This window comes from Burkholderia sp. SIMBA_051, assembly GCF_046534915.1.
Lineage (GTDB): Bacteria > Pseudomonadota > Gammaproteobacteria > Burkholderiales > Burkholderiaceae > Burkholderia > Burkholderia ambifaria.
In genome coordinates this window covers 83,898-103,188 of sequence record NZ_JAWRXS010000014.1, presented here as the reverse complement: position 1 = coordinate 103,188, position 19,291 = coordinate 83,898, and the positions used below count along the sequence as shown (strand labels likewise).

Below are 19,291 nucleotides of genomic sequence, written 5' to 3'. Positions count from 1 at the left end.
CGCACCCAAGCAGGCGACATGTACGTCGCACCGAAGGCCACGGATGGGACCGGAGCACGCGCCGAAGCGCGGCGCCGGTCGACAAGTCAGGAGATCACGATGAAGCACGGACACACCCTGAAACTCGCGTTCGCACTCGCATGCGCGCTCGGCGCCGGTGCGGCGTTCGCCGACGGCCAGACCCTGCGTTTCGGCCTGGAGGCGCAATACCCGCCGTTCGAATCGAAGGCGCCGAACGGCGACCTGCAGGGCTTCGACATCGACGTCGGCAACGCCGTCTGCCAGAGCGCGAAGCTGTCGTGCAAGTGGGTCGAGACGTCGTTCGACGGATTGATTCCTGCGCTCAAGGGCCGCAAGTTCGACGCGATCAACTCGGCGATGAATGCGACCGAACAGCGGCGTCAGGCGATCGACTTCACGACGATCATCTACCGCGTGCCGACGCAACTGATCGCGCGCACCGGCAGCGGCCTGCTGCCGACGCCGGAATCGCTGAAGGGCAAGCGCGTCGGCGTGCTGCAGGCGTCGATCCAGGAAACCTATGCGAAGGCGCACTGGGAGCCGGCCGGCGTGTCGATCGTCGCGTACCAGGACCAGAACCAGGCGTATGCGGATCTCGTGGCGGGCCGCGTCGACGCGACGCTGGTGCTCGCGCCGGCCGGCCAGCGCGGCTTCCTGTCGCGTCCGGACGGCAAGGGCTTCTCGTTCGTCGGTCAGCCGGTGCGCGACGACAAGATTCTCGGCAGCGGGATCGCATTTGGCCTGCGCAAGGGCGACGACGCGCTGAAGGCGAAGCTCGACGCGGCGATCGACAAGCTGAAGGCGGACGGCACGGTGAAGTCGCTCGGCCAGAAGTACTTCGGCGACATCGACATTTCTACCCGGTAAGCGGGCGCGCGATGCAGAGCTTCGATACGGCTGCGGCGAAAAGCGGTCACGGCGCGGCACCGCTGACGGACGACGCGCTCGAGGCGGCGCTCGTCGCCGGCTTGGGCGACACACTCGTCACGCGGGCGGCCGACATCGATCCGCGCTACTTCACCGCGTACAACGAGCCGGCCGGCGTGCGGCCGCGCGCGCTGGTGCGGCCGCGCAGCGTCGACGACGTGTCGCGCGCGCTTGCACTGTGCACGCGGCTCGGGCAGCCGGTCGTGCCGCAGGGCGGCCTCACGGGGCTTGCGCGCGGTGCGGTCGCGCTGGGCGGCGAGGTCGTGCTGTCGCTGGAACGTTTCGCCGGCGTCGAAGCGATCGACGCGGCGGCAGGGACGATGACGGTGCGCGCCGGGACGCCGCTGCAGACGGTGCAGGAAGCGGCGGACGCGGCGGGTTTCACGTTCGGTGTGGATCTCGGCGCGCGGGGTTCGTGCCAGATCGGCGGCATGCTCGCGACCAACGCGGGCGGCACGCGCGCGATCCGCTACGGCATGATGCGCGAGCAGGCGCTCGGGCTCGAGGCCGTGCTGGCCGACGGCACCGTGGTGTCGTCGATGAACCGGATGCTGAAGAACAACGCGGGCTACGACCTCAAGCAGCTGTTCATCGGCAGCGAAGGCACGCTCGGCGTCGTCACGCGCGCGGTGCTGCGGCTGCATCCCAAGCTCGCCGCACCGGCCACCGCACTCTGCCGGGTGCATGGCTACGACGCCGTCGTCGCGTTGTGGAACCGCATGCGCGCGCTACCGGAGATCGTCAGTTTCGAAGCGATGTGGCCGGCTTTCTATGACTACGTCGCGCGTCATACGCCCGGCGTGGTCGCGCCGTTCGCGGGCGACGGCAGCTTCGCGGTACTGATCGAGTGCGCGACGAGCGCCCCGCGCGGTGATGCGCGCGAGGCACTGGAAACCGCGCTCGCGGATGCGATCGACATGGGGTTGGTGGACGATGCCGCGCTCGCGACCTCGGAGCGGCAGGCGCGCGACCTGTGGACGTTGCGCGAGGGCCTCGCCATCGATGCGCTGCCGCATCTGGTGAACTTCGACGTGAGCCTGCCGACCGGCGAACTCGGCCTGTTCGCCGAGCGCTGCGAAGGGGCATTGCGCGCGCTTTGGCCCGATATCGTGTGTCTGTGCTTCGGCCACGTCGGTGACGGCAACGTGCATATCGGCGTCTCGCTCGACGGCATGCGCGACGCGGACGCCGACGCGATCGATCGGTGCGTGTATGCGGTGGTGCGCGACATGGACGGCTCGGTGTCGGCGGAGCACGGCATCGGCATGCTCAAGCGCGCCTATCTCGGCCACACGCGCGGCGAAGCCGAAATCGGCCTGATGCGGCGCCTGAAGGCCGCGCTCGATCCCGCCGGCCTACTCAATCCCGGCAAGGTGCTTTGAGCGGCGCGAGCCGACGGTGACGCGCGTCAGCCGTCGACCCAGCGCAGCGCGCCGATCTTCAGGTGTTCGACGACGCTGCGGGCCCAGTCGAGCTCTGCGTTGAGCAGCACGAGCGCATGCTCGTTCTGCAGCAGGAACAGGCGCGGCACCTGGTCGTTCTGCGCGGCGTTGCGCAACGACTCGAGACGTTCGCGTTCGGCTTCGAGCGCGGCGATGCGGCGCTCGAGTTGGTGGCGTGCGTCCTCCGCGTCTAGCAGCGGCAGGAATGCAAGGCCGGCGCCGAACGCCGGAAACTCGCGCGCGGGCTCGGCGAGCAGCGCATGCAGCCACGCCTGCCCGGCCGTGTGTCCGGTCTCGGTCAGCGTGTACAGCGTGCGCTCGGGAAACGCGCCATCGCGCTGGGTGTCGTGCACGGCGATCAGCCCGTCGCGCAGCAGACGGTCGATCGTCTGGTAGAGGCTCGTGCGCTGCCGCACGTTGACGACTTCGTCGTAGCCGCGCGCCTTCAACTGCTGCAGCATCCCGTACGGATGCATCGGCGTTTCGGTGAGTGTCGCGAGGACCGCGAGCGCGAGCGGAGACGGGCGGCTCGATGTCATGAATAGTTATGTTATGCCTAGTAAGAATATGACTAGTATTAACTAGACCATCATATTCCACAAGGGTTTCAGCCGAGGTGCGAGCGCTTCGCGGCCGGCGCGACGGTTTCCATCGTCGCGAGACCATGCACGATTCCGCAATCCTCCACCGAATGTTCGCCGACGCACTGGCGGCGCAATTCGGTGAGCTGGTCGCGCAGATGCGTCAGTTCGGCGAGGCGCGCATCGACGTGGCCGATATGCTCGTCGAGCAGCGAGTTGACCGAATCGCACGGGTCGGCCGGCGTGTCGGTGAGCTGCAGCAGCGTGCGGATTTCGTCGTGCGCCATGTCGAGCGCGCGGCAGTTGCGGATGAAGCGCAGCCGTTCGACGTGCACGTCGGTGTAGTTGCGGTAGTTCGCATCGGTGCGCTCGGCGTCGGGCATCAGCCCCTCGCGCTCGTAGAAGCGGATCGTTTCGGGCGTGCAGCGGGCCGCCTTGGCCAATTCGCCGATCTTCATGGCTTTCTCCGTTGCAAGGGTTGACCTTGTAGTGGCTTCAGGGTGTTAACTCTACACCGTCAAGCCATAGAGGAGGTTGTCATGACCGACGCGCAGCGTACCCACGACCCACGACACCGTCATGCCGGCGGCGGCGCCACCTGCAGCGCCGACGCGCGCGACACGCAGGCGGCGACCGTTGCCGATGCGGGGCCGGCGGCCGGCGAGCACGCGCACGGCGACGCGGCAGCACGCGGCGCGCAGGCGGATGGATGCGGTCACAACCATAACCACGATCACGCGTCCGCGCACGGTACGGGGCACGATCACGGCGACCACGGCGAGCACGCGCATGGCGGCGCGCAGCCGGATGGATGCGGTCACAACCATGACGACGATCACGCATCCGCGCACGGCACGGCGCACGACCACGGCGACCATGGTGACCACGCGGACCACGCGCCTGGCGACGGGCATGTGCACGGCGCTGCGTGCTCGCACGACCATGCGGCGCATGACCATGCTGGTCACGACCACGACCACGACCACGACCACGACCACGACCACGCCGCCGGCGCCTGCTGCGCGCCTGCCGCGCTGACGCTCGCGCCGCTGCCGGTCGCGCGGGCGACCGCGTCGGGTCACGTGCGCTCCGCGTTCCGGATCATGCAGATGGACTGCCCGACCGAGGAAACGCTGATCCGCAAGAAGCTCGGCGGGATGCAGCAAGTGTCGGCGCTCGAATTCAACCTGATGCAGCGGATGCTGACCGTCGAACACGTGCCGGGCGCGCAGCCCGCGATCGAAAGCGCGATCCGCACGCTCGGGATGACGCCGGAGGCCGCAGCGGCCGACGCGCCGGCAACACCCGTCGCGCCGCCGCCCGCGAAGCCGTGGTGGCCGCTCGCGCTGGCCGGCGTCGCCGCGATCGCATCCGAGGCCGTGAGCTGGGCCGGCCTGCCGGTGTGGCTGTCGGCCGTGCTGGCGCTCGCGGCGGTGCTCGCGTGCGGGCTGACCACGTACAAGAAGGGCTGGATCGCGATCCGCAACGGCAACCTGAACATCAACGCGCTGATGAGCATCGCGGTGACGGGCGCGATGGCGATCGGCCAGTGGCCTGAAGCCGCGATGGTGATGGTGCTGTTCACGATCGCCGAGCTGATCGAGGCGAAGTCGCTCGACCGCGCGCGCAATGCGATCCAGGGCCTGATGCAGCTCGCGCCGGACACCGCGACCGTGCAGGACGCCGACGGCACGTGGCGCGCGATCGAGGCCGCGCAGGTCGCGCTCGGCGCGGTCGTGCGCGTGAAGCCGGGCGAGCGGATCGGGCTGGACGGCGAAGTCGTCGCGGGCCGCTCGACGGTGAACCAGGCGCCGATCACCGGCGAGAGCCTGCCGGTCGACAAGACGGCAGGCGACGCGGTGTACGCGGGCACGATCAACGAGGCCGGTTCGTTCGACTATCGCGTGACGGCGGTTGCCGCCAACTCGACGCTCGCGCGGATCATCCACGCGGTCGAGCAAGCGCAGGGCGCGAAGGCGCCGACGCAGCGCTTCGTCGACCAGTTCGCCCGCGTCTACACGCCGATCGTGTTCGCGATCGCGCTGCTGGTCGCGGTGGCGCCGCCGCTGGTCATGGGCGGCGCGTGGCATGACTGGATCTACCGCGCGCTGGTGCTGCTCGTGATCGCGTGCCCGTGCGCGCTGGTGATCTCGACGCCGGTGACGATCGTGTCGGGGCTCGCGGCCGCGGCACGGCGCGGGATACTCGTGAAGGGCGGCGTGTATCTGGAAGAAGGCCGCAAGCTCGCGTGGCTCGCGCTCGACAAGACCGGCACGATCACGCACGGCAAGCCGGTGCAGACGGATTTCGACCTGCATGCAACGGACGTCGACGCCGCACGCGTGCGTCACCTCGGCGCGAGCCTCGCGGCGCGCTCCGATCACCCGGTGTCGCAGGCGATCGCCACGGCGGCCCGCGACGCGCAGGCGACGGCGTTCGCCGAGGTGGACGCGTTCGAAGCGCTCGTCGGGCGCGGCGTGCGCGGCACCATCGACGGCGCACGCTACTGGCTCGGCAACCACCGGCTCGTCGAGGAGCTCGAGCGTTGCTCGCCGGCGCTGGAGGCGAAGCTCGACGCGCTCGAGCGGCAGGGCAAGAGCGTCGTGATGCTGGTCGACGATACGCGCGTGCTCGGCATCTTCGCGGTGGCCGACACGATCAAGGACACCAGCCGCGCGGCGATCGCCGACCTGCATGCGCTCGGCATCCGCACCGCGATGCTGACCGGCGACAACCCGCACACCGCGCAGGCGATCGCGCAGCAGGCGGGCATCGACGATGCGCGCGGCAACCAGTTGCCCGAGGACAAGCTCGCGGCGGTCGAGGAGCTGTCGGCGGGCGGCGCGGGCGCGGTCGGGATGGTCGGCGACGGAATCAATGACGCACCGGCGCTCGCGCGCGCCGACATCGGCTTCGCGATGGGCGCGATGGGCACCGACACGGCAATCGAGACGGCCGACGTCGCGCTGATGGACGACGATCTGCGCAAGATTCCCGCGTTCGTGCGGCTGTCGCGCGCGACGCACCGCGTGCTGGTGCAGAACATCGGCTTCGCGCTCGGCGTGAAGATCGTGTTCCTCGGCCTCACCGTCGCCGGGCTCGGCACGATGTGGATGGCCGTGTTCGCCGATGCGGGTGCGAGCCTGATCGTCGTCGGCAACGGGTTGCGGCTGTTGTCGAAAACAGGCGTGTTCGACGGCGCGCAGACGCAGCGATGAGGTGCCGGTGATGAGCTTCCTGAAACGGATCCTGGGCGGCCACGGGCGTGGTCATGGCGGCGGGCACGGTGGTGGCGGCCATGGAGACGGGCATCATGGCGGAGCGGGCCGGGAAGGCCACGACGGCCACGATGCGCGCGGCCGCGACCGTCATGGGTGGGGCTGGCAGCCGCCGGCCGATGCGCAAGGCGGTCCGGGCGGAAACGTGCCGCTGCGCCAGCTCGCCTGCGCGGGCTGCGGCGCGATCAACGCGGCGGATGCGCGTTTCTGCGCGCAGTGCGGCGCATCGCAGCGCGGCAACGCGTGCAGCCGCTGCCACGCGGCACTGGCCGCCGACGCGCGCTTCTGTCCGAACTGCGGGACGCAGGCCGGGTAAGGCTCGCTCGCGGGGTTTGTGGCTGGCGTGACAGCCGATCTCGACTTCGGGATGGCGCCTGAAACGGCCATGGTGTCGCAACAAGGCACTGTCTCGCGCCGCCCGACAGCGCGACAGCTCGACTGACCGACTGACCGACTGACCGACTGACCGACTGACCGGCGGTCCGACTGACCGAACGCCAGAACGCCAGAACGCCGGAACGCCGGAACGCCGGAACGCCGGAACGCCGGAACGCCAGAACGCCGGAACGCCATAACGTCACAACACCGCAACGCCCGAATCCCCGCCCCCGGCCCGCCGATCAACGCAGCGGCAAATGAATCTCGGTGCGCAGGTCGGCCGGCGCCGCATCCATCGGGGTGTTCAGATACAACTCGAACGGCGGCGCGTCGGCGGCTTCGCGGCCCGAGTGACGCAGCCAGTCGCCGTACAGCCACTGGTAGGCCGCCTTCAGGTCCGCATAGGGCCCCGTATGCAGCAGCACCGCGTACTCGCCACCGGCGACCGTCACGCGCTCGACGGGCGGCGCCGGCTCGACGTCCGGCGCGCCGTCGGCCGGCACGAAGCACGCTTTCGCGCGCAATTGCGCTTGCGGCGTGGTATCGGGATCGTCGTAGAAGATCCCGATCATCTTCGCGCCGGGGCCGATCAGCCCGTGCTGCGCGACCCACGCGCCGATCTGCCCGAACGCGTCGCCGATCTTCAGGTACGCGCCCGTATGCGGCACCGCATAACCGCGCAGTTCCGGCAGCCGCCGGATCTCGACTTGATGCCTGAACATGTCTTCCTCTCCTCTTTGTAACGGATAAATCGGACGGTGGACTCGCCCCGTCGCACCCTCCGCCCGATCGACTCGCCGCACAGCGCGCGACGCGTGTCGCATGGGGACCCACGCCACCGCTCCGGCTTTCGTCTCGACGCTCCCGCGTGCATCCCCGGCACGAACCGAGGCCACGGTAGCACGCCGCCGATCGACAAATCTCGCCGAGATACGTAGGACCACAAAATCTGCCCCTTTTTATTTCGAACAAATTGGGTCTCGTCCCCGTCGATCTTGTCTAAAGTTAAAGACGGTGAAATCGGGTGAACGTGTCATTTTTCTCGGGTAAGTTGGTCGGGCCGCACCGCACGGTTTTCGAAGTACGCAGGTAGTTCGTCGATGTCCAATGGCAACGCCACGTTTTTCGGGAGAACAAGAAATGGATGCTTCCAGCTTCATCACGTCGCTGCAGACCACGCTAGGCGGATACCTGCCCAAGATCGCCGGTGCGATCGGCATCCTGGTGATCGGCTGGCTGATCGCCGTGGTGGTGCGGGCCGGCGCGCTCCGGCTGCTCCACGCGCTGAAGGTCGATCAGCGGATCAACGAAAGCACCGGGCAGGGCGCGTATGTCGAGCGGATCATCGCCGGCGGGCTGTTCTGGCTCGTGCTGCTCGTCACCGCGGTGGGCATCTTCAATGTGCTCAACCTGTACGCGGTGTCCAATCCGTTCTCGCTGCTGGTCACGCACATCGTCAACTACCTGCCGAACCTGATCGGCGGCGCGGCGCTGACGCTGATCGCGTGGTTGATCGCGTCGCTGCTGCGCAGCCTCGCGAACCGCGCGCTGCGAGCGAGCAAGGTCGACGACAAGCTGTCCGAAAGCGCGGGCATGCAGCCGATGAGCGGCTATCTCGGCGACGTGCTGTTCTGGCTCGTGATCCTGATGTTCCTGCCGGCGATCCTCGGGTCGTTCGCGCTGTCCGGCCTGCTGTCGCCGGTGCAGGGGATGGTCGACAAGCTGCTCGCGATCGTGCCGAACCTGTTCGCGGCCGCGGTGATCGGCGTCGTGGGCTGGATCGTCGCGCGCGTGCTGCGCGGCCTCGTGACGAACCTGCTGGTCGCCGCCGGCGCCGATCGCCTCACCGCGAGCCTCGACAGCCCGACGCCGGTGCGCGTGTCGAGCCTGATCGGCACGATCGTCTACGTGTTCGTGTTCGTGCCGACGCTGATCTCCGCGCTCGACGCGCTGAAGATCGACGCGATCTCGATTCCCGCCACCAACATGCTGAACCAGTTTCTCGGCGCGGTGCCGGACATCGTCGCGGCGATCGTGATCGTGCTGGTCACGTACTATTTCGCGCGCTTCGTCGCGTCGCTCGCGCAGCGGCTGCTGGAAGCCGCCGGCGTCGACGGGCTGCCGGCCATGCTCGGCGTCGAGCGCGTGTTTTCGGGAATCCTGCAGCCGTCGGTGCTGGTCGCGCGGCTGATCGTGTTCTTCGCGATGCTGTTCGCGGCGGTCGAGGCCGCGAACCGGCTCGGCTTCACGCAGGTGCGCGACGTCGTCACGCTGTTCATCGAATTCGGCGGCCACGTGCTGATGGGCGGCGTGATCCTCGTGATCGGCGTGTGGCTCGCGAGCGTCGCGCGCCGCGTGATCGAGCAGGCCGACCGCGAACACAGCGTGCTGTTCGCGCGGATCGCGCAATTCGCGATCCTCGGCCTCGTGTTCGCGATGGGGCTGCGCGCGATGGGCATCGCCAACGAAATCGTGCAGCTCGCGTTCGGCCTCGTACTCGGCGCGATTGCGGTGGCGGTCGCGCTGTCGTTCGGTCTTGGCGGCCGCGAAGCAGCCGGCAAGCTGCTCGACCGCTGGTTCAACCAGCGCGGCGGCGGCCAGTAAGCGGCGTCGTGTCGCCGCCCATCCGGCCGCTCCGTGCGGCCGGATGGCGCGCGCATGAAGGAGCGCACGACGATCGCGGGCCGCGGCCGGCGTTGCCGCCGGCGAAACGCCAGCCGCCATCTTTGCCGAATTTCGATAACACGTCCTTTAATGACTCTCTAGCATCGATTCTCAGTCGCGCGGGCCGACAGGCCGGCGCCTTTCAGGAGAATCCGATGAAAGCAGAGTCGAATGGCCGGCCCACCGCCGGCGCCAAGTCGTCCGGCCAGCCCGCGCTGCAGCAGACGCTCGGGACCTGGCAACTGTGGGGCATCGCAGTCGGCCTCGTGATTTCCGGCGAATACTTCGGCTGGAGCTACGGCTGGGCGAGTGCCGGCACGCTGGGTTTCGTGATCACCGCGGTGTTCGTCGCGGCGATGTACACCACCTTCATCTTCAGCTTCACCGAACTGACGACGTCGATCCCGCACGCGGGCGGCCCGTTCGCGTATGCGCGCCGCGCATTCGGCCCGACGGGCGGCTATCTCGCCGGCGCGGCGACGCTCGTCGAGTTCGTGTTCGCGCCGCCCGCGATCGCGCTGGCGATCGGCGCGTATCTGCACGTGCAGTTTCCGGGGCTCGAACCGAAACACGCGGCGATGGGTGCGTATCTCGTCTTCATGGCGCTGAACATCGTCGGCGTGCAGATCGCCGCGACGTTCGAGCTGGTCGTCACGCTGTTCGCGATCTTCGAGCTGCTGGTGTTCATGGGCGTCGTGTCCCCGGGCTTCGCGTGGAGCAATTTCATGAAGGGCGGCTGGTCGGGCGCCGATCATTTCAGCGTCGGCGCATTCCACGGGATGTTCGCGGCGATCCCGTTCGCGATCTGGTTCTTCCTCGCGATCGAAGGCGTCGCGATGGCCGCCGAGGAGGCGAAGAACCCGAAGCGCTCGATCCCGATCGCGTACGTGGCCGGCATCCTGACCCTCGTCGCGCTGGCGATCGGCGTGATGGTGTTCGCCGGCGGCGCCGGCGACTGGACCAAGCTCGCGAACATCAACGACCCGCTGCCGCAGGCGATGAAGTACATCGTCGGCGCGAACAGCGGCTGGATGCACATGCTCGTGTGGCTCGGGCTGTTCGGGCTGGTCGCGTCGTTCCACGGGATCATCCTCGGCTATTCGCGCCAGATCTTCGCGCTGGCGCGCGAGGGCTACCTGCCGGAATGGCTCGCGAAGGTGCATCCGCGCTTTCGCACGCCTTATCGCGCGATTCTCGCGGGCGGCGTGGTCGGGATCGCCGCGATCTACAGCGACGAGCTGATCCAGTTCGGCGGCCAGACGCTCACCGCGAATATCGTGACGATGTCGGTGTTCGGTGCGATCGTGATGTATATCGTAAGCATGGCGGCGCTGTTCAAGCTGCGCCGTTCGCACCCGGACATGGCGCGGCCGTTCCGCGCGCCGCTGTACCCGTTCTTCCCGGCGTTCGCGATCTTGGCGGCGCTGGTCTGCCTCGGGACGATGGTGTACTTCAACGGGCTGGTGGCGATGGTGTTCGTCGGCTTCCTCGCGCTCGGCTACGCGTACTTCCTCGCGACCCGTTCGCAGCGCGCGAGCGCGCCGGGCGACGTGGCGCTCGAGGAGTGAGGATGGCGAACCCGCACGGCCGCGCCTGACGGCATCCGGCGCGCCCCGTCGAACGGGCGCGCCGTCGGCGTCTGGCACGGATGAGCAAGGACTGGCAAGGAGATTCGAACGATGGCCTATACGGAGACGATCGGCCCGCGCACGTACCGCTTCGCGGACCTGAAGACGCTGCTCGCGAAGGCGAGCCCGTTGCGCTCCGGCGACCAGCTCGCCGGCGTCGCGGCGGCGAGCGAGGAGGAGCGCGTCGCCGCGAAGATCGCGCTCGCGGGCGTGCCGCTGAAGGCATTCCTGAACGAGGCGCTGATTCCGTACGAACACGACGAGGTCACGCGCCTGATCCTCGACGATCACGACGCGGCCGCGTTCGCGGAAATCTCGCACCTGACGGTCGGCGATTTCCGCAACTGGCTGCTGTCGCCCGTGGCCGACGGCGCCGCGCTCGAGCGGATCGCGCCGGGCCTCACGCCGGAGATGGTCGCGGCCGTGTCGAAGCTGATGCGCAACCAGGACCTGATCGCGGCCGCGCGGAAGCGCCGCGTGGTCACGCGCTTTCGCAACACGGTCGGGCTGCCCGGCCGGATGTCGGTGCGGCTGCAGCCGAACCACCCGACCGACGACGTGAAGGGCATCGCCGCGTCGATGCTCGACGGGCTGATGTACGGCTGTGGCGACGCGATGATCGGCATCAACCCGGCGACCGACAGCCTCGCGGCGATCGTGAAGCTGCTCGCGATGATCGACGGGTTCCGCGAACGCTACGGCGTGCCGACGCAGTCGTGTGTGCTCACTCACGTGACGAACACGATCGCCGCGATCGAGAAGGGCGCGCCGGTCGACCTGGTGTTCCAGTCGATCGCCGGCACCGAGAAGGCGAACGCGAGCTTCGGCATCTCGCTCGCGCTGCTCGGCGAGGCGCGCGAGGCCGCGTTGTCGCTCGGGCGCGGCACCGTCGGCAACAACCTGATGTATTTCGAGACGGGCCAGGGCAGCGCGCTGTCGGCGAACGCGCATTTCGGCGTCGACCAGCAGACCTGCGAGGTGCGCGCGTACGCGGTCGCGCGCAAGTTCGACCCGTTCCTCGTGAACACGGTGGTCGGCTTCATCGGGCCCGAATACCTGTACGACGGCAAGCAGATCATCCGCGCGGGGCTCGAGGATCACTTCTGCGGCAAGCTGCTCGGCGTGCCGATGGGCTGCGACATCTGCTACACGAACCACGCGGAAGCCGACCAGGACGACATGGACACGCTGCTGACGCTGCTGGGTGCGGCCGGCATCAACTTCATCATGGGGATTCCGGGCGCGGACGACGTGATGCTGAACTACCAGAGCACGTCGTTTCACGACCAGCTCTACGTGCGCGAAGTGCTCGGCCTGCGTCGCGCGCCCGAGTTCGAGGAATGGCTGGAGACGATGGAGATCGCCGACGCGCACGGCGCGCTGCGCGTAGCGAGCGCGCGCGTGCCGCTGCTCGCGGGCGCGAACGACTGGATGGGGATTTCCGCATGAGCGACGCCGTCGAAAAGAACCCGTGGGCGCAGCTGAGGTCGTTCACGAACGCGCGGATCGCGCTCGGCCGCGCGGGCAACAGCCTGCCGACCGCGCCGCTGCTCGCGTTCAACCTGTCTCACGCGCAGGCGCGCGACGCCGTGCACCAGCCGCTCGACGCGGACGCGCTGCGGCGCGAGATCGAGGCGGCCGGCTTGCTGCCGACGCTCGGCGTGCAGAGCGCCGCGCCGGACCGCGACCACTATCTGCGCCGGCCCGACCTCGGCCGCAAGCTGTCGGATGACAGCCGCGGGCTGCTGGCCGGCTACGGCGCGGCGCTGGACGACGCGCCCGACGTGGTGTTCGTGGTCGGCGACGGGCTGTCGGCGTTCGCCGCCGCGAAGCAGGCGCTGCCGCTGCTGCAGGCCGTGCGGCCGCGGCTCGACGCGGACGGCTGGCGGATCGGCCCGGTGGTGGTCGCGACGCAGGCGCGCGTCGCGCTCGGCGACGAGATCGGCGAGCTGCTGCGCGCGAAGGTCGTCGCGATGCTGATCGGCGAGCGGCCGGGGCTCAGCTCGCCCGACAGTCTCGGCGTGTACCTGACGTGGGCGCCGAAGGTCGGCTGCCACGACGCGCTGCGCAACTGCATCTCGAACGTGCGGCCCGAGGGGCTGCCGCATGCCGCCGCCGCGCACAAGCTGCATTACCTGATGACGCATGCGCGCCGGCTCGGGCTCACGGGTGTCGGGCTGAAGGACGACAGCGATGCGCTGCTGCCGCAGGCGGACGAGCAGCGGATCGGCGTGGAATGACGGGGCGGGGGCCTAGCGCGCCAGCCGTCTACCTATCTACTTGAACAGCCGCTCGCACAGGAAGTCGACGAACACGCGCAGCTTCGGCGACAACTGCCGGCTCGACGGCCACACGATCGAGAACTGCCCCGGCGCGATCCGGTAGTCGTCGAGCACGGTGACGAGCGCGCCGGTGTCCAGCGCGTCGCGCGCGAGGAAGTCGGGCATGTAGCCGATGCCGAGCCCAGCCATGACCGCGCCGCGCAGCGCTTCCATGTTGTTGCAGGTCATCGCGGTGCGCAGCTTAAGCGGCGTGCCGTCGGCGGCGGCGAGCGCCCAGTCCTGCAGCTTGCCGGTGGTCGGGAAGCAGTAGCGCACGCAATCGTGCGCTTCGAGATCGTGCGGCGCGCGCGGCGTGCCGGCCTGCGCGAGATACGCGGGCGTCGCGCACAGCACGAACGCGAACGGGCCGAGCCGCCGCGACATCAGGCTCGAATCCGACAGCGGACCGCTGCGGATCACCGCGTCGAAGCCGCCTTCGACGACATCCACCATCCGGTCGTTGAAATCCAGGTCGAGCTCGACGTCCGGATAGCGCTGCCTGAATTCGGGCAGCACCGGCAGCAGGAACCGGTAGCCGATCACCGGCAGGCTCACGCGCAGCTTGCCGCGCGGGCGCTGCGCGGAGGCCGTCACAGTCGCTTCCGCATCGCGAAAATCCTCGAGGATCCGTTGGCAGCGTTCGTAGAAATGGCGCCCTTCGTCGGTCAGCGTGACGCGCCGCGTCGTGCGGTTGAACAGGCGCACGCCGAGCGACTGCTCGAGCCGCGCGATCGTCTTGCCGACGGCGGACGCGGAAATGCCGAGCGCGCGGCCGGCCGCGACGAAGCTGAGCGCTTCGGCGGTGCGGACGAAGGCGGCGATGCCGTTCAGGTTTTCCATCGACATAAGCGGGCCGGCAAGCAGTGGCGAAGAGGTGGATTGCGGAATATTAGTCCGTTATATCCGGAGTCTTGCACGGTTTTTCGTCGATTGAATCGGATTTATCTTTGATCGCTCTGGCGGCGCATCCGCGCCCGCTTTTCGAGGAGCGATGATGGATCACCCGTTTTCACCCGATTCGGCCAGCTCGGCGCGCCGGCGCGCATGGGTGCTGGCCGCCGTCTGCATGGCCGCCGTCGCGCTGCCGCTGTCGTTTTCGGGCGGCGCGGTCGCGACGCCCGCGATCGGCCGCGACCTGCACGGCGGGCCGGTCGCGATGAACTGGATCACCAACGCGTTCATGCTCGCGTTCGGCAGTTTCCTGATGGCGGCGGGCGCGCTGGCCGACCAGTTCGGTCGCAAGCGCGTGTTCGCGATCGGCGTCGGCGGCTTCACGCTGATGTCGGTCGCGCTGGCGTTCGCACCGTCGATGCTCGCGCTCGACCTGCTGCGCGCCGCGCAGGGGCTCGCGGCGGCCGCCGCGCTGGCGGGCGGCACGGCCGCGCTCGCGCAGGAGTTCGACGGCGCGGCGCGCACGCGTGCGTTCAGCTTGCTCGGCACGACGTTCGGGATCGGGCTCGCATTCGGGCCCGTGCTCGCCGGCGGCCTGATCGCGCACTACGGCTGGCGCGCGATCTTCGTCACGGGCGCGGCGGCCGGCGCGCTGTCGCTCGCGTTCGGTCTGCCGCGCATGCACGAATCGCGCGACCCGCACGCGACGGGGCTCGACTGGCCCGGCACGACCGCGTTCACCGCCGCGCTCACGCTGTTCACGTTCGGCGTGATCGAGGCGCCCGCGCGCGGCTGGATGCATCCGCTCGTCGTCGCGCTGCTGGCGGGCGCGGCGCTCGGCGCATGCGCGTTCGTCGCGATCGAGACGCGCGTCGCGCGGCCGATGCTCGATCTTTCGCTGTTCCGGATTCCGCGCTTCGTCGGCGTGCAGGTGCTGCCGGTGTCGACCTGCTGCTGCTACATCGTGCTGCTCGTCGTGCTGCCGCTGCGCTTCATCGGCATCGACGGCTTCAGCGAGATCGACGCGGGCTGGCTGATGCTCGCGATCTCCGCGCCGATGCTCGTCGTGCCGTTCGTCGCGGCGACGCTCACGCGCCGGCTGTCGGCCGGCGTGATCTCGGGGCTCGGGCTCTTGCTCGCGGCGGCGGGCCTCGTGTGGCTGGGCGTCGCGCTGCGCGGCGGCGCGGGGCCGGCGGCGATCGCGCCGATGCTCGCGATCGGCGTCGGGGCCGGCATGCCGTGGGGGCTGATGGACGGGCTGTCGGTCAGCGTCGTGCCGAAGGAGCGCGCGGGGATGGCGACCGGGATCTTCAGCACGACGCGCGTGGCGGGCGAGGGGATCGCGCTCGCGATCGTCGGCGCGGTGCTCGCGACGCTCGCGCACGCCGATTTGCGGCGGATGGCGGCCGGCGCGTCCGGCGCGACGCTGCGGGCCGCCGCGCGGCTCGCGACCGGCGATCTCGCCGGCGCGGCGGCCGTGTTGCCGGGCGTCGATCGTGCGGCGCTGCTCGCGAGCTATACGCACGCGTTCGACCGGCTGCTGATCGGCCTCGCGGTCGTCACGGTGCTGTGCGCGGGTGTGGTGTTCGCGTTTCTTGGCGCTCGGCCGGCGATTGCGGAGGGGCGCGGCGATGAAAGCGACCATGCGCGTGCCGACGCACCGGCGCGGCGCCGGACCGAGCCGGCTTGTGCGGAGGCAAACGGGCGGTGAAGGGTGGGGGCGTCGACGGGGGCTGGCGCCTCCGCAGGAGCGGTCGGGTATTTCGCGCGCGTCACCCCGCTGCAGGAGGAGCCGGCTCCCGCGTCATGTCGGCACGCGCGGTGGGCGCCGCCGCGTCGGTGCGCGCGCATGCACCCGCCGTTTCAACGGCGACATGGCGCAACATCACGCCAGCACGAGCGGCGGCAGTCCCGCTTCCGCCCGCGCGTGCGCGCTCTCGACTTCAACGATCACGTAACGCAGCGCAGCCGGCCACAGGTGCGCGTGGCTTCCCGCGTCCTCGTCGATCGTCGCGCGCCCTTGCACGAGCCACGTCGTCTGCCGGACGAAATCGACGAACAGCAGCGCAATCGCCGGATTCACGAGCAGGTTGCCGATCGTGTTGAACAGGTTGTTGCCCGCGAAGTCGGGCAGCACGAGCGTCCGGCGATCGGGCAGGTCGACGAGCGGGGCGAACGAGCCGTCCGCGCGCGGTTGCCGGCCGCGATACGAGCAATCGCTGTCGCCCGCCGTGTTGGCGGTCGCGACGAGCAGGAACGCCTGTTCGCGGATGAACGCGACGGCATCGTCGCTAAGGGGGCCCGGTTCGTTCATGGTGTCGGTCGGTGCGTGGCCGCGGCGTGCGGATTCGCGTTGCTCACGCAAGCGACATGCCATGCGGCGCGCGTGGCGCGAGGCGACGCGTGCACAGGTGCGCTGTGAAAAATCCGAACACCCGCCGCGTCGCTGTGCCGTCGCGGTGTTCAGAATCGGCACACTCGTTTCCCGTGCGCCGGCACTGCGCCCGGCGGGCGGCCGGACGCACCGCTCCTGTTCCGTTTTCGGCCCGTGTGGCACGCATGTTGCGTAAACCGTGCAGCGCGATCCAACCGGCGCTGCATTCACACAAGCACGATGAACAGGAGACATGTATGAACCCGTTTGACCTGAAACAACTGGGCCTCGACGTCGAATATCCGTACCGTCAGCAGTACGACAACTACATCGGCGGCAAGTGGGTTCCGCCGGTGAAGGGCGAGTATTTCGAGAACGTGTCGCCGATCAACGGCAAGCCGTTCTGCCGCGTGCCGCGCTCGAGCGCCGACGACATCGAGGTCGCACTCGACGCCGCGCACGCCGCGCGCCGCAAGTGGGGCAAGACGTCGGTCGCCGAGCGCGCGAACCTGCTGCTGGCCGCCGCCGACCGGATGGAAAAGAACCTGAAGCTGCTCGCGGTGGCCGAGACGATCGACAACGGCAAGCCGCTGCGCGAGACGATGGCGGCCGACCTGCCGCTCGCGATCGACCACTTCCGCTATTTCGCGGGCTGCATCCGCGCGCAGGAAGGCGGCATTTCCGAGATCGACGACAACACCGTCGCGTATCACTTCCACGAGCCGCTCGGCGTCGTCGGCCAGATCATCCCGTGGAACTTCCCGCTGCTGATGGCCGCGTGGAAGCTCGCGCCGGCGCTCGCGGCCGGCTGCTGCGTGGTGATGAAGCCGGCCGAGCAGACGCCCGCGTCGGTGATGGTGCTGATGGAGCTGATCGGCGACCTGTTCCCGGCCGGCACGATCAACATCGTGAGCGGCTTCGGCAAGGAAGCGGGCGAAGCGCTCGCGACCAGCAAGCGGATCGCGAAGATCGCGTTCACCGGCTCGACGCCGGTCGGCAAGCACATCCTGCGAGCGGCGGCCGACAACCTGATCCCGTCCACGGTGGAACTGGGCGGCAAGAGCCCGAACATCTTCTTCGCCGACGTGCTCGACCAGGACGACGCGTTCCTCGACAAGGCGCTCGAAGGCCTCGCGATGTTCGCGCTGAACCAGGGCGAGGTGTGCACGTGCCCGTCGCGGATCCTGATCCAGGAATCGATCTACGAACGCTTCATCGAGAAGGCCGTCGCGCGTGTGGAGCGCATCAAGTCCGGCCACCCGCTCGACATGCAGACGATGATCGGCGCGCAGGCGTCGCAGCAGCAGCTCGACAAGATCCTGTCGTACATCGACATCGGCCGCGACGAAGGCGCGCAATGCCTGACGGGCGGCGAGCGCACGGCACCGGGCGCCGATCTCGGCACGGGCTACTACGTGAAGCCGACGATGCTGTTCGGCAACAACAAGATGCGCGTGTTCCAGGAAGAGATCTTCGGGCCGGTCGCGTCGGTGATGACGTTCAAGGACGAGCAGGAAGCGATCGAACTCGCGAACGACACGTTCTACGGGCTCGGCGCGGGCGTGTGGACGCGCAACGGCACGCGTGCGTACCGGATGGGCCGCGAGGTCGAGGCCGGCCGCGTGTGGACCAACTGCTACCACCTGTACCCGGCGCACGCGGCGTTCGGCGGTTACAAGCAGTCGGGCATCGGTCGCGAGACGCACAAGATGGCGCTGTCGAACTATCAGCAGACGAAGTGCCTGCTGGTCAGCTACCAGGCCGAGGCGCTCGGGTTCTTCTGATCGCCGAAGCAGGGGGCGAAGTGCCGGGGCCGGCCGGGCGGCGGGGGAATGCTGCCTGGTACGGTTGCCGGTTCACGATTGGCGGTTGCCGGTTGCCGGTTGCCGGTTGCCGGTTGGCGGTGGCCAATTGCCGATTCCGCGCAAGGTTCGACGCTCGGGTGACGCATCTGCCGCCGTCGAGCGGTGCCCGCGGCGATGCAATGCGCCGACGGCCGCTCGCCCGGCACTTCGCCGCTTTCGCCTCGAGACATTCGACTCGCGGCGTTGCCCACCCCCGGCAGTCGCGCGGCCGCATCGCGCACCGGTGGGCCTGACGGAAAACCAGCATGGCAGAACCATCCCGATCCTATCCGCGCCACCCGGTGTTCCACGCGGGCGAGCTCGACGCGCATCACCGGTTCGGCGTCACCGACGAAGCCGAGCGGATGAGCGACGTTGTGACGACGTGGCTGAGCATCGGCGTGCGCCAGTTCGTCGAGTCGCAGCCGTTCATGTTCGTCGGCACAACTGGCGGCGAACCGGCGCGCGTGACCTGCGACATCGTGCAGGGCGTGCGCGACGCGAACGGCGATCTGTGGCCGGTCGTGCGCGTGATCGACACGAAGACGCTGCGTTTCGCGCTGCCGACGCCCGGCGACGGCGACCGGATCGATGCGCGCGGATGCGACGGCCGCGGCGTCGGGCTGCTGTTCATCGATTTCGTGCGCGGCATCCGCTACCGGATCAACGGCCGTGCGACGCTGCGGGCCGATCTGCCGGAAGCGGACGCGGCGCCCTGGCCGGCCGGCAGCCCGATCGTCGAGCTGGCGGTCGCGCAGGCGTACGGCAACTGCGGCACGCGCGTCGTGCGGCTGCAGCCGCGCACCTAGCGCGTGGCCGGGCGGCCGGCGGCATGCATGCCGCACCCGCGCGGTGCGCGGCACGCCGCCTCCGGGTGCGCCCGCATGGCGCGCGGCGGCCGTCCGGCGTGCAATGACGGGCTTGTCGCCGGGCCGCGCGGTT

The 19,291-nt window shown here is 69.2% G+C and carries 15 protein-coding genes and 1 pseudogene; 11 read left to right on the top strand and 5 right to left on the bottom strand.

Annotation, left to right across the window (positions count from 1 at the left end; genetic code table 11):
* Positions 1 to 99: 99 nt before the first annotated feature.
* Positions 100 to 888, top strand: coding sequence for an ABC transporter substrate-binding protein (locus SB771_RS28810; protein WP_175661342.1), 789 nt, complete (start codon positions 100 to 102; stop codon positions 886 to 888).
* Positions 889 to 899: 11 nt separating this feature from the next.
* A complete protein-coding gene (locus SB771_RS28805) occupies positions 900 to 2,330 on the top strand; it encodes an FAD-binding oxidoreductase (RefSeq protein ID WP_175661343.1) in 1,431 nt (476 codons plus the stop codon).
* A 26-nt stretch (positions 2,331 to 2,356) separates the two neighbouring features.
* On the opposite strand, the gene SB771_RS28800 is transcribed toward SB771_RS28805, so the two are convergent.
* Entirely contained in the window at positions 2,357 to 2,929 is a 573-nt protein-coding gene (locus SB771_RS28800) for a PadR family transcriptional regulator (protein WP_175661344.1), read from the bottom strand.
* Between the two features lie 68 nt (positions 2,930 to 2,997).
* Positions 2,998 to 3,429: a Cd(II)/Pb(II)-responsive transcriptional regulator gene (cadR, locus tag SB771_RS28795; protein WP_011655635.1), complete on the bottom strand. Its 432-nt coding sequence runs from the start codon at positions 3,427 to 3,429 to the stop codon at positions 2,998 to 3,000.
* Positions 3,430 to 3,510: 81 nt separating this feature from the next.
* Here cadR and SB771_RS28790 point away from each other — a divergent pair, with 81 nt between their 5' ends.
* Both SB771_RS28790 and SB771_RS28785 read left to right on the top strand, forming a co-directional pair.
* Positions 3,511 to 6,189: a heavy metal translocating P-type ATPase gene (locus SB771_RS28790; protein ID WP_410721836.1), complete on the top strand. Its 2,679-nt coding sequence runs from the start codon at positions 3,511 to 3,513 to the stop codon at positions 6,187 to 6,189.
* A 10-nt stretch (positions 6,190 to 6,199) separates the two neighbouring features.
* Positions 6,200 to 6,565, top strand: coding sequence for a zinc ribbon domain-containing protein (locus SB771_RS28785; protein ID WP_175661346.1), 366 nt, complete (start codon positions 6,200 to 6,202; stop codon positions 6,563 to 6,565).
* Positions 6,566 to 6,869: 304 nt separating this feature from the next.
* Here the strand turns inward: SB771_RS28785 and SB771_RS28780 are convergent.
* Positions 6,870 to 7,388: pseudogene (locus SB771_RS28780) on the bottom strand (GyrI-like domain-containing protein); the annotation flags it as partial.
* A 379-nt stretch (positions 7,389 to 7,767) separates the two neighbouring features.
* On the opposite strand from SB771_RS28780, the gene SB771_RS28775 reads away from it, so the two are divergent.
* From SB771_RS28775 to eutC, 4 genes are all read left to right on the top strand, one after another.
* The gene (locus SB771_RS28775) at positions 7,768 to 9,231 is read left to right on the top strand and encodes a mechanosensitive ion channel (RefSeq protein ID WP_175661348.1); all 1,464 of its coding nucleotides are present in this window, start codon (positions 7,768 to 7,770) and stop codon (positions 9,229 to 9,231) included.
* A 215-nt stretch (positions 9,232 to 9,446) separates the two neighbouring features.
* Positions 9,447 to 10,859 (top strand): ethanolamine permease, encoded by a 1,413-nt coding sequence (gene eat, locus SB771_RS28770; RefSeq protein WP_175661349.1) that lies wholly within the window; start codon positions 9,447 to 9,449, stop codon positions 10,857 to 10,859.
* 111 nt (positions 10,860 to 10,970) lie between these two features.
* Positions 10,971 to 12,368, top strand: coding sequence for an ethanolamine ammonia-lyase subunit EutB (locus tag SB771_RS28765; RefSeq protein WP_011655640.1), 1,398 nt, complete (start codon positions 10,971 to 10,973; stop codon positions 12,366 to 12,368).
* Positions 12,365 to 13,159: an ethanolamine ammonia-lyase subunit EutC gene (gene eutC / locus SB771_RS28760; protein WP_175661350.1), complete on the top strand. Its 795-nt coding sequence runs from the start codon at positions 12,365 to 12,367 to the stop codon at positions 13,157 to 13,159. Before SB771_RS28765 ends, eutC begins: the two co-directional genes overlap by 4 nt.
* A 36-nt stretch (positions 13,160 to 13,195) precedes the next feature.
* Here the strand turns inward: eutC and SB771_RS28755 are convergent, their stop codons facing one another.
* Complete coding sequence (locus SB771_RS28755) at positions 13,196 to 14,080, bottom strand: LysR family transcriptional regulator (RefSeq protein ID WP_175661351.1); 885 nt, start codon at positions 14,078 to 14,080, stop codon at positions 13,196 to 13,198.
* A gap of 154 nt (positions 14,081 to 14,234) precedes the next feature.
* Between SB771_RS28755 and SB771_RS28750 the strand changes: the two genes are divergently transcribed.
* Positions 14,235 to 15,842, top strand: a complete 1,608-nt coding sequence (locus SB771_RS28750) for an MFS transporter (RefSeq protein WP_175661352.1) — start codon at positions 14,235 to 14,237, stop codon at positions 15,840 to 15,842.
* A 174-nt stretch (positions 15,843 to 16,016) separates the two neighbouring features.
* Here SB771_RS28750 and SB771_RS28745 read toward each other — a convergent pair whose 3' ends face one another.
* Complete coding sequence (locus SB771_RS28745) at positions 16,017 to 16,445, bottom strand: pyridoxamine 5'-phosphate oxidase family protein (protein WP_126226932.1); 429 nt, start codon at positions 16,443 to 16,445, stop codon at positions 16,017 to 16,019.
* Positions 16,446 to 16,762: 317 nt separating this feature from the next.
* Between SB771_RS28745 and SB771_RS28740 the strand changes: the two genes are divergently transcribed.
* A complete protein-coding gene (locus tag SB771_RS28740; protein WP_011655645.1) occupies positions 16,763 to 18,289 on the top strand; it encodes an aldehyde dehydrogenase family protein in 1,527 nt (508 codons plus the stop codon).
* A gap of 326 nt (positions 18,290 to 18,615) precedes the next feature.
* Complete coding sequence (locus tag SB771_RS28735; protein ID WP_175661353.1) at positions 18,616 to 19,158, top strand: hypothetical protein; 543 nt, start codon at positions 18,616 to 18,618, stop codon at positions 19,156 to 19,158.
* Positions 19,159 to 19,291: the final 133 nt, after the last annotated feature.